Source organism: Flavobacterium sp. KACC 22761 (genome assembly GCF_034058155.1).
In the GTDB taxonomy this organism is placed as follows: domain Bacteria; phylum Bacteroidota; class Bacteroidia; order Flavobacteriales; family Flavobacteriaceae; genus Flavobacterium.
On record NZ_CP139148.1, the window covers coordinates 3,602,997 to 3,616,042 of the forward strand.

Here is a 13,046-nt window from a genome sequence, read left to right on the forward strand (position 1 = left end):
AATGTATGTACTCAAGGAAAATCTTTTTTAAACTATGCTTGTTCGTCGGATTATTTTTCTTTTCTGGTGGTATAATTATGAATGTGTTTGAAATTTCTTCCACTAGTTTAGTATTTGGGAAAAGAGGAATTTCTACTGAAACAATAGATGGAAACGGAACGCTATTTTTAGCTTTTATCGTATTGAGTATTTCTTTTCTAACTTATTTAAAACTGAAAAAAGATGAAATAGAAATAAATAAACGAAAAGATAATGCTAACGAAGAAAAAGTTTTAATAAAGAAAAGTATTCGCAAAAAAAGAAAATAATTTCCTGAAATTAATACCCAATAAATGAAACAAAAAATTACCTTATTATTCCTTCTTGCAACAACATTTTTATCTGCTCAAATAAGCTACACCGGATTTATAGATAAATATCCGATTGAATTTGTGACCTACATTTATTCTGATGGTGTGGGAACGGCGATTTATGCTTATTCTAATTTTGACACTCCAATTGTTTTAAGCGCCAAACTTACCGGAAAGACTTTAGTGTTTACCGAAAAAGACAAAAAAGATAAGGAAACTGCAAAATTGACTTTTCCGAATTATAATGAAAAAAGCCAACAGTTAAACGGAATATGGAAAGATTTAAATTCAGGAAGAGAACTCAAAATTACTCTATTGAAAGAATTTGTGATTGATTACGGCGATAATGTTGAATGGGCAGATAGAGAAATTCTGCAACCGGAATCTTTTAAAGACAAATATTTCAAGTTGATTGTTTCGAAAGAAAAAGGGCGTTTTTATGCCAAAGTATCGGGCGTAAAAATCATAGAAAAAAAGACAGACAAACTGATTCAGAAAATAGATTTAGATTGTCAACTTTGGGGATTGAATAACATAAGTGTCGATGATTATAATTTTGACGGAATTCCTGATTTCTCTGTTTTTAAAATGAGTCATGCCGGACCAAATACATCAAGTTTATATATCCTTTATAATCCAAAAGCAGGAAAATATTTTCAGAGTAGTTTCAGCGGAACTTCTTTAGATTTTGATTCTCAGGCCAAAAGAATTTATGAGCACAATCAATGTTGCGCCGGTACTAGTCACATGAATGCAGAATATAAAGTAGTGAATAATAAAATGGTTTTAATAAAGAAAACTTGTCTGGAATTAGATGAAAAAACTGGTGATTTCGTAGAAAAGAAATGTGATTAAATGTATAGTATAAATTCAATTTCAAATGAAAATTATTAAGGTAATCGCTGTTATATTATTTTTAGGAATATCTTTTTTTTATATAAGTTGTTTTTCTTCTATTGTAATGCCATGGCAAAAAGAAGAAGCAATTGAAGCAGCATTAAGTTGGGGACAATTGGAAAAACTTCCTGACGATGCGGAATTCATCCATATAGAAAAAAGAGGCTCAATGTTTACAAGACAATTTATAATCGAATTTACAAGCTCCGAATCTCAAATTAAAAAATGGATGCTGAAAAGTAAAGGGTTTAAAAAAAGCACTTTAGAAATTAAAAATAAAACCAAAATATTTCAAATCCATCCAAAAGAACTTCAATCGTATGGTGGTAAAGTAGAAATAACGGGAAATAAAGTTCTAATTAATATGAGTTGGAGCTAAATTTACGATCAAAAAAGAGCAGGTTTTGAATAAAAGATCAACATAAATAATTTAAAATAAAAGCATATATGAAAAAACTCATATTTCTACTATTTACTTTTTTATTAGTAATAAATTCTAAGGCTCAAAGTGATATTTACGACGGAAAAGTAATTAAAATATTAGACGAAAATGTGATTTTGATTAAAGACAAATCAAATAAATTAAATAAAGTTTTTTTGGCGGGAATAAAAACGCCTTCGACAAAACAACCTTATTATAAAGAAACGCATGAATTTATTGCTAAAGAAATTCTAAATAAAAAAGTCCGTGTTTTTATTAATTCTAGAGAAAATTATAAAGCGTATGCATGGATAAACTATGATGAAAAATCTCTTTATGAAGAATTATTGACGGAAGGTTTAGCATGGATTAATAAGAAACAATTAAATAATGGATTTGTTGACGCCATGCAAGATGGTGCTATGCGGGAAAAAATAGGTGTTTGGTCACTAGATGATGATAAAAATCCAGCACTAATTATACCTTAGTGTTTCAGTTTTTTTACAATTTTAAAATCTCATTCCTTATAACGAATGAGATTTTTTTTGCCCACAATTTTTAGACTTTTCAACTTTCGGCTTTATGACTTTCGGCTTTATGACTTTCGGCTTTATGACTTTCGGCTTTATGACTTTCGGCTTTATGACTTTCGGCTTTATGACTTTCGGCTTTATGACTTTCGGCTTTATGACTTTCGACTTAATTATGAAAGTTATAACCAAAATTCTATAACAGAATTGCCTTACTTTTTTGGGAACTTTGAAATACCATACATCTTAAATCATTAACCTAAAATTTTATGTCATGCCAAATCCTAGAATCAAGAATGAAGCACAGTACGAAGCATTGGTGAAAAAAGGCTACAGCAAAGAGAAATCGGCCCGAATTGCAAATACACCAGATGCAGGAGAAAAAGGCGGAAAAGCAAAGCCTTATGAAGAATGGACAAAAGAAGGACTTTTGAAACAAGCCATGAAAGTTGGAATAAAAGGACGTTCCTACATGAATAAAAAAGCATTGATAAATTCTTTGCGAAACAATTAAAGTTAAAAACTATGCCCACAAAAGTCGCTCAGCAAAAACTTATTGAAAAATTAATCAAGACTCCGCATTTGGTTCTTGAAAAATTAGATTTGGTTTATGTGAGCAATCAAAAGTTGCCAATTGAGAGATGTGAGGGCGAAGATGGCTTTATTTATAAAAAAAATGGCCGTTGTATTAAACAGAAAAGTGAATTAAAACGCTTTAACAGTTTGGTTTTGCCGCCAGCCTGGGTAAATGTCAGAATTTCAGATTTGCCAAACGGACATTTGCAGGCAGTAGGTTTGGACGTAAAAAACAGAAAACAATATCGTTATCATCCAAAATGGAATTCAATTCGAAATCAAACCAAGTTTTATAAAATAGCCGAATTTGGACAAAAACTGCCTTTGATAAGAAAAAGGGTCGATCAAGATTTAGAAGAGAAGGAGTGGTCTAAAAACAAGGTTATAGCGCTTGTGATTCGGTTAATGGAGGAAACACATATCCGAATTGGAAACGAAAAGTATGCAAAAGACAATAAATCATACGGACTTTCGACTTTGCGCAAACGACATATCAATATCAATAAAAATGCGCTCCGATTTGAATTTATTGGAAAAAAAGGAAAACAGCACACCATTACGACTCGAAACAAGCAATTAATAAAATTAGTTGGCCGTTGCGAAGAAATTCCAGGTTGGGAAGTTTTTAAATATTACGACAATAATGGCGAAAAAAAGGTTTTAGACAGCCACATGGTTAACGAATATTTGCACGAGATTTCGGGAGAATATTTTACCGCAAAAGATTTTAGAACCTGGGCCGCTTCGATTATTTTTTTCGAAAACCTTATGGAAATCGGAACCACAACGGACGAAAAAGAAATCAAAAAAAATATTCTGACAGCGTATGATGCCACGGCAGAAGCACTCGGAAATACGAGAAATGTCTGCAAAAATTATTACGTACATCCTTTGCTGGTTTCGACGTATGAAGATGGCTCGATGCAGCAGTATTTTGACAAAGTAAAAAAGAGCAGAAGTGCCAAAAAGTATTTTTCACGAACTGAAACTGCTTTCTCAGAGTTGATAGAAAAATATACTGTAAACTTATTGTAATCAATATTTTATAGTGCTAAAAATAAAATATTTAGAGTTAATGCATCTCTTTTAAAAGCATGAAATTTGAGTAACAAACAAAATCATTATTAACTAAAAATTACTTATTATGTTACGTTGGACAGTCATATTTATTGTTCTTGCAATCATTGCGGGAATATTTGGTTTTGGCGGAATTGCCGCGGGAGCCGCTAGTATAGCAAAAATTTTATTTTTCATATTCTTGGTATTATTTATCATATCGCTAATTAGCGGAAGAAGAAGTGTTTAGTGCTGATAGACTCAGTGAATTAGAACAAATTAAGGCGGCACATCTATTTCGATAAATGTGTCGTTTGCCTTTTAAACAAAATATCATGGGAACAAAAAGCGGTGCTTACCAAGACGTTTACATCAAAAGAGAGGACAAAATGGTGAGTTTGAAAAATGATGTAACAGATTTTTGTGAAAAATACATTAAACCTGTGCATCCTAAAAATTGGGATTGGGGCATTCGAGATTTTGAAAATCCTGAAAATGATCCAACTATAGATGAAGCAAGAGCTGTTGCTAGTGTGGTTTATAAAGACTTGATAGATAGCAAACAAACAGAAATTGATCTTTCGACAATGGATAATGTTGAAGCAATTAAAGCGTATTTAAATCCAAAGAGCAAACACGAAAAGTTTAATATGGAAGAATTTGCTTTTGCGTTAAAAGTCGAATTGGAGCACGGACGTGTCAGAGATGTGAATGTGACCAATAATCATCCGTTTTTGACAGCGATGATTGCGCTTGCGCACATGACCGAAAGTTTGACTTATTACAAACGCCTCAAAGTAATGGAGGCCGAGGGAGAAATCTTCGAAATCTTGCGCAAAATTGAAAATTCAACAATAGGAAATGAAGAATGGTACAAAGAATTAGGCAAAGCCGAAATTGAATTGAGAGAAGCCAAAAATGAATTAGCAGAACGTTTGCAAAAAATGGACGACATTCCAACCCTTGAAAAAATTGGTGATTAAAACAATTTACTTACACGTTCATTTGGGAACTTTCCCATTGTTTTGATCACAAAAAAACCGTTAAAGTAATTTAACGGTTTTTGAATTTTGTATCCTTTCTAATTTAAAATTTACGAGGATCATTATCGGGATAACTGTCTTCTTCATCATCTTCTTGTACGTCATCTTCTACATAATCATTTTCATCATCTTCAATTTCGTCGTCGTCCATATCATCGTCATCATCGTCATCGTCAAGATCCTCTAAATCATCTTCGTCTTCATTAAAATCATTTTCAAAAGTATCTGCCGGATTGTCAAATTCGTCGTTTTCTACTTCATCGTCAAGATCTTCGTCAACATAATCTTGGTCATTTTCCAGTTCAACTTCATAAATATCATCGTTGTTGTCTTCTAAATCTCGATCATTATGAAAATCATCATCCAGATCGTCTAAATCATCATCGCTATAATCCCTCACGTTTTCATCAGGATTTGGTTTATCAGGATTATGTCCGTTTCGTACTGTATAACCGCGATTTGCTGTTTCCTCAATGCTGTTATCGGTATTTTTTTGATCGTTTAAATCATACAGTTCTTCATTCATCACCGTATTTCTGTCGGCTCTGTTTGGGTTTCTGTTAAGAATGCTGTTGTTTTTATTTATAGTATTCATGATATCTGATTTTATAATTTCTATAAAACAAATCTAGTTCTAAATGCAAGAGTATTCTTTATAGAATTGTTTCTTGCAATTGTATAATTAACAGATGTTTAGAATGAAATTTAATCATCAAATCGTATAACCCTGCTTATTTTTCTCATGTTAATTTTATCATCTATTAATCATTAAAAAATTTACCATGAAAAGTACAGATCATAAAAAAGAAACTCCTGCTGTGAAAAGAGGAGTTACTAAACCAAAATCAAACGCAGCAGCCGGTTTAACCGAATTGTTTGAAGAAAGCTTAAAGGATTTATATTGGGCCGAAAAAGCTTTGACAAAAGCGCTTCCAACAATGGCGAGAAATGCAACTTCAGAAGAATTGATTTCGGCTATTAATAAACACTTAGTTGAAACCGAAGAACATGTTTCCCGATTAGAAAAGGTTTTTGAGCTCATTGGCAAAAAACCAACCGCAAAAAAATGCGACGCTATGGAAGGTTTGATTGAAGAAGGAAAAGGAATTTTGGAAGAAACTGAAATTGGAGTAGTTAGAGATGCCGGAATTATCGCTGCCAGTCAAAAAATCGAACATTATGAAATTGCAACTTACGGAACTTTAAGACAGTTTGCCGAAACGCTGGGTTGGGAAGAAGTGGCTTCATTATTGGAACAAACACTTGATGAAGAAAAAGGAGCCGATAAATTATTGACCGAAGTTGCTGTAAATGCAGTAAATCTTGAAGCTGCAGAAACAGAGTAAGATTAAAAATCGTGTAGAAAAGTGCAGTCGAAAAACTGCACTTTTTTTAATAAATCTAAAAAGAAGATTATGCCCGAAGGTCCATCGATATTGATATTAAAAGAAGAAGTACAACAATTTTCTGGTCAAAAAGTAATAGAAGTTTCAGGAAACAGCAGTGCAGCTATTCAGCGATTAAAAGATAAAAAAATCTTGTCATTCAAAACTTGGGGAAAACATTTTTTGATTTGTTTTGAAGATTTTACCGTCAAAATTCACATGCTGATGTTTGGCACGTATCGAGTAAACGAACAAAAAGAAACAATGCCAAGAATGCACTTGCAATTTGCTAACGGAGAAATTAATTTTTACACTTGTTCGATCAAGATTTTAGAAGGAGCCATCAATCAATATTATGATTGGACAGTTGATGTGCTCAATGAAAACTGGAATCCGAAAAAGGCAAAAGAAAGCCTGGACAAAATTCCGAATGAAATGATTTGCGATGCAATTTTGGATCAGAATATATTTTCGGGAGTAGGAAATATTATAAAAAATGAGGTTTTGTATCGATGTTTTGTTCATCCGGAATCTTTGGTTGGAAAAATTCCAGCCGATAAAATTGCCGAAATTATTTCTGAATGTTCTGTTTATAGTTTTGAATTTTTGTATTGGAAAAAGAAATTCGAACTGAAAAAACATTGGCTCGCTTATACGAAAAGCTTATGTCTGCGATGTAATTTACCTTTCGTCAGAAAACAAACAGGAAAATGGAAACGCAGAAGTTTTTTCTGTACGAACTGCCAACAACTCCACAAATGAAAAATGATATTTTAATAGGATGCTCAAGCTACAATAATCGGTTTTGGAAAGGTGTTTTTTATCCAGAAAATCTGCCTTCTTCAAAATGGTTTGATTTTTATTGCCAACATTTTAGTACGTACGAATTCAACGGAAGTTTTTATAAATTCCCGACGATACGGATATTTGATAATTGGTATAAAAAATCGCCTGAAGGCTTTTTGTTTTCGGTCAAAGCACCGAAAGAAATTACACATATCAGAAAGTTTGAGGAATGCGAAGTTTTATTGAATGATTTTTACAATTGTTGCAAGGAAGGATTCAAGGAAAAATTAGCTTGTGTTTTGTTTCAATTTCCGCCCAGTTATTCTTTTACTTCTGAACGATTACATCAGATTATCCAAAACTTAGATTTAAACTTTAAAAACGTAGTAGAATTTCGTCATGAAAGTTGGTGGAATCATGCAGTTTGGGATGTTTTCTTAAAAAACGGCATTACATTTTGCAGTGTCAGTCATCCTAATCTTCCAAGAACAATTTTTACCGAGTTTCCAATTGTATACATTCGTTTGCATGGCGTGCCCAAGATGTTTTATTCCAGCTATTCTTTTGATGAATTATTTCAAATAAAAAAAGAAATCTTTCTAAAATCAGGATTTGTCTATTTTAATAATACCGCTAGCGATGCCGGAATTTTAAATGCTTTAGAGATGAAACGCATTATGATTTAACCGCAAAGTTCGCAATATCATAGTTATCGGGATTGCGAACTTTGCGGTTAAATTAAAACTATTGCAACTGCAAATTTCCTTCAATACCGTCATCCATTGTTTTTCCAGTCACAAGAGCTGCAGTCATTTTAGCAATCGCAACCATTTTGCCGTGTTTATTGTTCCAGTAATAACCATCTTCAGGCACCACTTTTATGACGCTTAAATTAGGATCATCGATACCTCCTGGCATCCAAACTTTTACAATAGGATCATATAAATCTTTAATTGTTTCTCTATCATATCTAATTGTTGCAGATCCATGAAGGGTTAGGAATTTATCACTTGGTTCAGAAAAAAACAATTCAACTGTCGGATTTAATGTAATTTCAGCATTTTGACTGCTGTTTCGGTCAGATAAAAACCAAAGATTGCCCAAATCATCAATTTTTTGGACAGACATTGGTCGTGATTGCAAACGATCCGAATTATAAGTGCAAAACATGCATATTTTTATATTTTCGGCCAAGTCTTTTATTTTGTTTACCGCTAATTCCTCGGTAAGGTTTTTATGATCTCCCATGATTTCTCTATTTAATGTTTTAAATAATTGATTTTAAACAAAGTTGGGATTTTTGAGTTTAAAAAAATTATAGAATTGCTTTTTAAAATTATCAGATTTCAATTTGCGCTTTTGTCAGAATTATTTACCAAAATATTGTCTGTAAATTTATTTGTAGTATCTTTACGAAAACAGTTTTAGCCCTTTCTACATGGATGAACTATTAATATTTTACACTGATGATGATGAGGACGATTTGAGTCTTTTTGCTGATGCGGTAGAATCATTGTCAAAAGATATAATTCTGCAGACCTATTCTGGCGGAGAAAAACTGCTTAATGCCATTGCACATTCACCTCCAAAACCCGATGTCATTTTTTTAGATCTCAATATGCCTGGCAAAAACGGGTTTGATGTTTTAAACGAACTCAAAGGATCTGAAAAAAACAACGATATTCCGGTTATCATTTTTTCAACTTCAAATGAGCCAAGCATTATTGAAAAATGCCTCACTTTAGGAGCCAATTATTTTATTACAAAACCGGTCTTAATGAAAGACATTATAAAATCTATTGAACATTCCTTAACCATAAATTGGAAAGAATTTGTTCCTGATCGAAAGAATTTTGTTTACAGATTATAACTTCAGCATACATTCATAAAAAAGAAACACCAGATTTATTTTTTTAAAATGAATCTGGTGTTTTTTTTATAATTCTGGCAAATAGATTTTGAATGTAGCTCCTTTGCCTTTTTCACTGTGCGCTTTGATAACTCCTTTATGATTTTCAACGATTTTTTTTACGATAGCGAGTCCAATTCCGGTTCCTAAAAATTCGCTTTCTGTATTCAATCTTTGAAAAACTTCAAAAATGCGTTCTTTGTATTCATCGTCAAAACCAATTCCGTTATCTGAAATTCGTAAGCAGAAATAGATTTTATCTGGATAATCGACTTTGAAATCTAATTTATTTCCTATAACCCTTCGGGCTTTTATTTGAACATGAGGCGGAACATCTTTTCGAGAAAACTTTAATGCATTTCCAATCAAATTATGCAACAATTGCCTGAATTGAAATGGCATAACAGTTCCTTCGCCCAACGGCTGAAGATCAATAACAGCATTTTTTTCTTCAATTCGATCAGAAAAATCCATGATAACTTCTTCGGCAATTTCGTCTAAATTAGTTTTGATAAAAGACCGTTCAGCCGAATTGGTTCTGGAATAAGTGAGCAAATCCTGTATCAAGGCTTGCATTCTTTTGGCCGAAAATTCAATACGTTCCAAATATCCTTTGGCCTTTGCCGAAATATTCTGCTCGTCCAAATCAGTTAATCGGCTGGCGAAAGTCTGGATTTTTCGTAGCGGTTCTTGCAAATCATGACTCGAAATATAGGCAAAAGACTGAAGCTCGATATTCATGTTTATCAAATCTTTGTTTTTGCTTTCCAGTTCTTCGGTACGTTCTAAAACCTGTTTTTCAAGTAAATTAGTCGAATCTTTTTGTTCTTGAATGTCTGTGCTTGTTCCAACCCACATCTGGATTTTTCCATCAGCATCAGTTTGCGGAATCGCGTGGCTGGCGTACCATCTGTATTGTCCATCATGTCGTAAAAAGCGATGTTCATACAAAAACTCTTTTCCCGTTTTTATGGATTCCATCCAACGGTTGATGTTTTCTTCGCGGTCATCAGGATGAATAATTTGAAGCCAACCATTTTCGTTTACGTTGATTTTTGACTTGCCAGAAAAATTATAAAGCGCCTGATTAAAATAATTCAGATTTCCCATCGCATCGCTTGTCCAAACAAACTGCTGAATAGAATCGGCAAGAAGCCTGAATTTTTCTTCACTTTTCATTAAAACTTCTTGTCTGTTTTTCTCATCTGTTATATCCATTACAATTCCCAGCATTTTTACAGGATTTTTTAGTTCATCAAAAAACATTTTTCCGTGAACTTTAATCCATGCAATTGAATTATCGGGCTTAATAATTCGGGCTTCATATTTATAAATATTGGTTTTTATTGCTTTAGCAAATGCTTTCTCAATAACCGGAATGTCATCTGGATAGATTTGTTCCAAAATGTGAGCACGGCTAATTTTCTGATTTTTGTCAAGGCCAAAAAGGGCCGGCAAATTATCCGAATATATTAATTCTTGCGTCGAGACATTCAAATCCCACGTTACAATTTCGGCAATTTGCGAAGCTAACCGAAGTCGTTCTTCTGCCTCTTCCACTTTTTTTCGCGCTTCCACTTTCTCAGTAACATTATTCACAGTAACCATTACTGCCGAAATTTCGCCATCAGATTCATAAAGTGGCGTGTATTGATAATCCAGATAAAATTTCTCCAATTTTCCTTTAATGTCAATGTAGGCCATAGATTCATTTTCGCGAATGATTTTTCCATTAACAAGGACTTCACGAAGCAATTGCGGATATTTTTGGTCTAATAATTCGGGGAAAACCTCTAATATTGGTTTGCCAATCGTTTCACTTTCCGTTTTCTGCCAAATATCATTTAGCATTGTTGTATTCGCCAATTCAATAATATGATCTTTTCCTTTTAAAAATGTCATTGCGATTGGCGACTGCATAACGAGATTTCTAAAAGCTTTTTCTTGTTCTGCTAATAGATATTTAGATCTTACAGATTCAGTTACTTCATAACCAACTACAATAACGTCAGAAATTTCACTGTTTTCTTCTCTCAAAGGATGAAAAACAATATTAAAATAACATTCTTCGGTTTTATCGTACCGATTTAAGTTTACAAGCAATTCGTCTGTAAAAAAAGGAATTCCTTCTTCATAAACTTTAGAAAGCAATGGATACACAGCTTCTTTTGTTTCAGGCACCGTGTCAAAAACGGGTTTGTTGAGTGTTTCTTCTTCGGTTTTATCTACAATTTTGTAATAGGTATCATTTGCTAATTCGACAATATGATCAGGTCCTTTTAAGATTGCAATGCCCAATGGTACTTGCTGTACGATGTTTTTAAATCGTTTTTCGCTTTCTTCAATTGCATTTCGCGCTATAACCTGAAGCGTCACATCGTTTGCAGTGGCTACAATTCCAGAAATTGTTCCGTCGGGTTCTTTTAAAGCTTCATACACAACATTAATAAAAGTATCTACAATTTTGCCGTTTCGTGTTAATTTTACAGGAAGTTCATTTGCTATAAAGCGTTCGCCGGTCAAAAATACATGCATTAAAAGATCTTCTTGGCCAACTCCTGAAGCTTCAGGAATGCTTTCAAAAATGGGTTTGTTGAGCACTTCTTCTTCTGTACGTTCCCAAATTTCCAGCATTAACCGATTTGCAATTTCTACAACAAAATTTTTTCCTCTAAAAATGCACATTGCAGTTGGGGCTTGCAATATATTGTTTCGAAAGCGTTCATTGCTTTCTTCTAATTTTTTTCGAATGTTTACTTTCTCCGTCGTTTCCGTACATACAACCAGAACGCCAGAAATTTTTCCGTCGTCGTTAATAACTGGACTATAGCTAAATGTCCAATACACATCTTCAAGTTGTCCGTTTCTATAAATCGGAACTAATTGATCTTCATGCCAAGTAGGTTCGCCATCATTCAAAACTTGGTCTATAAGCGGGCCAATGAAGTGCCATATTTCTGGCCAGTATTCAGCGCCTTTTTGGCCAAGTATATCGGGATGTTTTCCTTCTTTTCCTAAGCTTGGACGATAGGCATCATTGTAAAAACAAATATGATCTGGTCCCCAAAACAAAAACATGGGAAATTTTGAATGCAAAAGGATTCCCAAAGTAGTGCGAAGGCTTTGAGGCCAAGTTTCAACAGCGCCCACAGGTGTCTTGCTCCAATCTTTGGTGCGGGTTAGGGCTCCCATTTCACCTCCATTTGAAAGAAAATCGTAATTTGTATTGTTCATTTAAAATTCGTTTTTGCTGACTTGAAAAATAAATTTTATCTAAGATAAATATAGCGCATTTTATGATTCATGTGCCTGAAAATTAAAATTAATAAAAATTTTCAGGACTAGAATTGATCTTTTTTGAATGAGCTAATTTTAAAATCAATAGAGTTAATTTTATTTGAATGGTATGATGAAATTTGATAAAACTAAGATTGCAAAGACTGTAATTCAAATTTTTAAACCATGAAAAAAGAACAAAAACACGAAACCGATTATATACAGAAATATCAAGACGAAGGTTATAGCGCAAATTTTTTATTTGACGAAGGCACATTGATAGATTCTGACACAAAATATGCTTATCAGCCAGATGAAATTTACATTGTAGCACATCATCGTTATGAAGGCATGAGTAATCCAGATGATATGTCAATTTTATATGTAATTGAAACTAAAGATCATGTAAAAGGAACACATTTATTAGGATACGGTCCAACGGCAGATTTAGATGAAGCTGAGTTTTTCAAAGATATTCCGAAGAAAAATTATTCAAAAAATGCTGATATCAGCGAACTTACTTAAGATAAAATAAATAGGTATTTTTATTTTGCTGAGGAGCAGTCGTTTCAGAGAATTCTGAGGCGGCTGTTTTTTTTGAGTGGCAAAGGGGCAGAGTAACAAAGTGACAAAGTAAGAAAGTTGCTTTATAAAGCTTTGAACCTCTGTCCCTTTGTTACTCTGTCCCTTTCAAATAAAAATTATGAAATATCTGACTGAAATTCTGTAAGGGTTTGATTTGCAATATGTACGAAATTTGGATTATACAAAATGAGAAAATTAATAAACTCATTTTATTTAACAAATCGAATACTGA

General features: G+C 33.2%; 16 protein-coding genes. 13 read left to right on the forward strand and 3 right to left on the reverse strand.

Annotation, left to right across the window (positions count from 1 at the left end; all coding sequences use genetic code 11):
* Nucleotides 1-77: 77 nt before the first annotated feature.
* The 8 genes from SCB73_RS15645 to SCB73_RS15680 all read left to right on the forward strand — a co-directional run bounded on the left by SCB73_RS15645 (nucleotide 78) and on the right by SCB73_RS15680 (nucleotide 4,813).
* A complete protein-coding gene (locus tag SCB73_RS15645) occupies nucleotides 78-308 on the forward strand; it encodes a hypothetical protein (RefSeq protein ID WP_320567133.1) in 231 nt (76 codons plus the stop codon).
* A gap of 24 nt (nucleotides 309-332) precedes the next feature.
* Nucleotides 333-1,205, forward strand: a complete 873-nt coding sequence (locus SCB73_RS15650; protein WP_320567134.1) for an XAC2610-related protein — start codon at nucleotides 333-335, stop codon at nucleotides 1,203-1,205.
* A gap of 25 nt (nucleotides 1,206-1,230) precedes the next feature.
* Nucleotides 1,231-1,626 carry a hypothetical protein gene (locus SCB73_RS15655; RefSeq protein WP_320567135.1) on the forward strand — a complete coding sequence of 132 codons (396 nt, stop codon included), beginning with the start codon at nucleotides 1,231-1,233 and terminating at the stop codon, nucleotides 1,624-1,626.
* Nucleotides 1,627-1,694: 68 nt separating this feature from the next.
* Nucleotides 1,695-2,156, forward strand: coding sequence for a thermonuclease family protein (locus tag SCB73_RS15660; protein ID WP_320567136.1), 462 nt, complete (start codon nucleotides 1,695-1,697; stop codon nucleotides 2,154-2,156).
* A gap of 316 nt (nucleotides 2,157-2,472) precedes the next feature.
* On the forward strand, nucleotides 2,473-2,712 hold the full coding sequence (locus tag SCB73_RS15665) for a DUF7218 family protein (RefSeq protein ID WP_320567137.1): 240 nt from the start codon (nucleotides 2,473-2,475) through the stop codon (nucleotides 2,710-2,712).
* A gap of 11 nt (nucleotides 2,713-2,723) precedes the next feature.
* Nucleotides 2,724-3,809 (forward strand): DNA topoisomerase IB, encoded by a 1,086-nt coding sequence (locus tag SCB73_RS15670; RefSeq protein WP_320567138.1) that lies wholly within the window; start codon nucleotides 2,724-2,726, stop codon nucleotides 3,807-3,809.
* A gap of 109 nt (nucleotides 3,810-3,918) precedes the next feature.
* A complete protein-coding gene (locus SCB73_RS15675; RefSeq protein ID WP_320567139.1) occupies nucleotides 3,919-4,080 on the forward strand; it encodes a DUF1328 family protein in 162 nt (53 codons plus the stop codon).
* A gap of 85 nt (nucleotides 4,081-4,165) precedes the next feature.
* On the forward strand, nucleotides 4,166-4,813 hold the full coding sequence (locus SCB73_RS15680; RefSeq protein ID WP_320567140.1) for a DUF5661 family protein: 648 nt from the start codon (nucleotides 4,166-4,168) through the stop codon (nucleotides 4,811-4,813).
* A gap of 103 nt (nucleotides 4,814-4,916) precedes the next feature.
* Here the strand turns inward: SCB73_RS15680 and SCB73_RS15685 are convergent, their stop codons facing one another.
* On the reverse strand, nucleotides 4,917-5,468 hold the full coding sequence (locus SCB73_RS15685; RefSeq protein ID WP_320567141.1) for a hypothetical protein: 552 nt from the start codon (nucleotides 5,466-5,468) through the stop codon (nucleotides 4,917-4,919).
* 187 nt (nucleotides 5,469-5,655) lie between these two features.
* On the opposite strand from SCB73_RS15685, the gene SCB73_RS15690 reads away from it, so the two are divergent.
* From SCB73_RS15690 to SCB73_RS15700, 3 genes are all read left to right on the forward strand, one after another.
* Nucleotides 5,656-6,219: a YciE/YciF ferroxidase family protein gene (locus SCB73_RS15690; RefSeq protein WP_320567142.1), complete on the forward strand. Its 564-nt coding sequence runs from the start codon at nucleotides 5,656-5,658 to the stop codon at nucleotides 6,217-6,219.
* A gap of 69 nt (nucleotides 6,220-6,288) precedes the next feature.
* Entirely contained in the window at nucleotides 6,289-7,020 is a 732-nt protein-coding gene (locus tag SCB73_RS15695; RefSeq protein ID WP_320567143.1) for a DNA-formamidopyrimidine glycosylase family protein, read from the forward strand.
* On the forward strand, nucleotides 7,017-7,730 hold the full coding sequence (locus SCB73_RS15700) for a DUF72 domain-containing protein (protein WP_320567144.1): 714 nt from the start codon (nucleotides 7,017-7,019) through the stop codon (nucleotides 7,728-7,730). Before SCB73_RS15695 ends, SCB73_RS15700 begins: the two co-directional genes overlap by 4 nt.
* A gap of 58 nt (nucleotides 7,731-7,788) precedes the next feature.
* On the opposite strand, the gene SCB73_RS15705 is transcribed toward SCB73_RS15700, so the two are convergent.
* Complete coding sequence (locus SCB73_RS15705) at nucleotides 7,789-8,292, reverse strand: pyridoxamine 5'-phosphate oxidase family protein (protein WP_320567145.1); 504 nt, start codon at nucleotides 8,290-8,292, stop codon at nucleotides 7,789-7,791.
* A gap of 190 nt (nucleotides 8,293-8,482) precedes the next feature.
* Here SCB73_RS15705 and SCB73_RS15710 point away from each other — a divergent pair, with 190 nt between their 5' ends.
* Nucleotides 8,483-8,914, forward strand: a complete 432-nt coding sequence (locus tag SCB73_RS15710) for a response regulator (protein WP_320567146.1) — start codon at nucleotides 8,483-8,485, stop codon at nucleotides 8,912-8,914.
* 66 nt (nucleotides 8,915-8,980) lie between these two features.
* On the opposite strand, the gene SCB73_RS15715 is transcribed toward SCB73_RS15710, so the two are convergent.
* Nucleotides 8,981-12,187: a PAS domain-containing protein gene (locus SCB73_RS15715; protein WP_320567147.1), complete on the reverse strand. Its 3,207-nt coding sequence runs from the start codon at nucleotides 12,185-12,187 to the stop codon at nucleotides 8,981-8,983.
* 228 nt (nucleotides 12,188-12,415) lie between these two features.
* Here SCB73_RS15715 and SCB73_RS15720 point away from each other — a divergent pair, with 228 nt between their 5' ends.
* Complete coding sequence (locus SCB73_RS15720) at nucleotides 12,416-12,754, forward strand: hypothetical protein (protein WP_320567148.1); 339 nt, start codon at nucleotides 12,416-12,418, stop codon at nucleotides 12,752-12,754.
* The last annotated feature ends 292 nt before the right edge of the window (nucleotides 12,755-13,046 follow it).

Coding starts and splice junctions, on each gene's coding strand:
- SCB73_RS15645 (WP_320567133.1), top strand. CDS start 78: ATGAATGTGTTTGAAATTTCTTCCACTAGTTTAGTATTTGGGAAAAGA.
- SCB73_RS15720 (WP_320567148.1), top strand. CDS start 12,416: ATGAAAAAAGAACAAAAACACGAAACCGATTATATACAGAAATATCAA.
- SCB73_RS15655 (WP_320567135.1), top strand. CDS start 1,231: ATGAAAATTATTAAGGTAATCGCTGTTATATTATTTTTAGGAATATCT.
- SCB73_RS15675 (WP_320567139.1), top strand. CDS start 3,919: ATGTTACGTTGGACAGTCATATTTATTGTTCTTGCAATCATTGCGGGA.
- SCB73_RS15700 (WP_320567144.1), top strand. CDS start 7,017: ATGAAAAATGATATTTTAATAGGATGCTCAAGCTACAATAATCGGTTT.
- SCB73_RS15670 (WP_320567138.1), top strand. CDS start 2,724: ATGCCCACAAAAGTCGCTCAGCAAAAACTTATTGAAAAATTAATCAAG.
- SCB73_RS15680 (WP_320567140.1), top strand. CDS start 4,166: ATGGGAACAAAAAGCGGTGCTTACCAAGACGTTTACATCAAAAGAGAG.
- SCB73_RS15715 (WP_320567147.1), bottom strand. CDS start 12,187: ATGAACAATACAAATTACGATTTTCTTTCAAATGGAGGTGAAATGGGA.
- SCB73_RS15695 (WP_320567143.1), top strand. CDS start 6,289: ATGCCCGAAGGTCCATCGATATTGATATTAAAAGAAGAAGTACAACAA.
- SCB73_RS15705 (WP_320567145.1), bottom strand. CDS start 8,292: ATGGGAGATCATAAAAACCTTACCGAGGAATTAGCGGTAAACAAAATA.
- SCB73_RS15685 (WP_320567141.1), bottom strand. CDS start 5,468: ATGAATACTATAAATAAAAACAACAGCATTCTTAACAGAAACCCAAAC.
- SCB73_RS15665 (WP_320567137.1), top strand. CDS start 2,473: ATGCCAAATCCTAGAATCAAGAATGAAGCACAGTACGAAGCATTGGTG.
- SCB73_RS15690 (WP_320567142.1), top strand. CDS start 5,656: ATGAAAAGTACAGATCATAAAAAAGAAACTCCTGCTGTGAAAAGAGGA.
- SCB73_RS15650 (WP_320567134.1), top strand. CDS start 333: ATGAAACAAAAAATTACCTTATTATTCCTTCTTGCAACAACATTTTTA.
- SCB73_RS15710 (WP_320567146.1), top strand. CDS start 8,483: ATGGATGAACTATTAATATTTTACACTGATGATGATGAGGACGATTTG.
- SCB73_RS15660 (WP_320567136.1), top strand. CDS start 1,695: ATGAAAAAACTCATATTTCTACTATTTACTTTTTTATTAGTAATAAAT.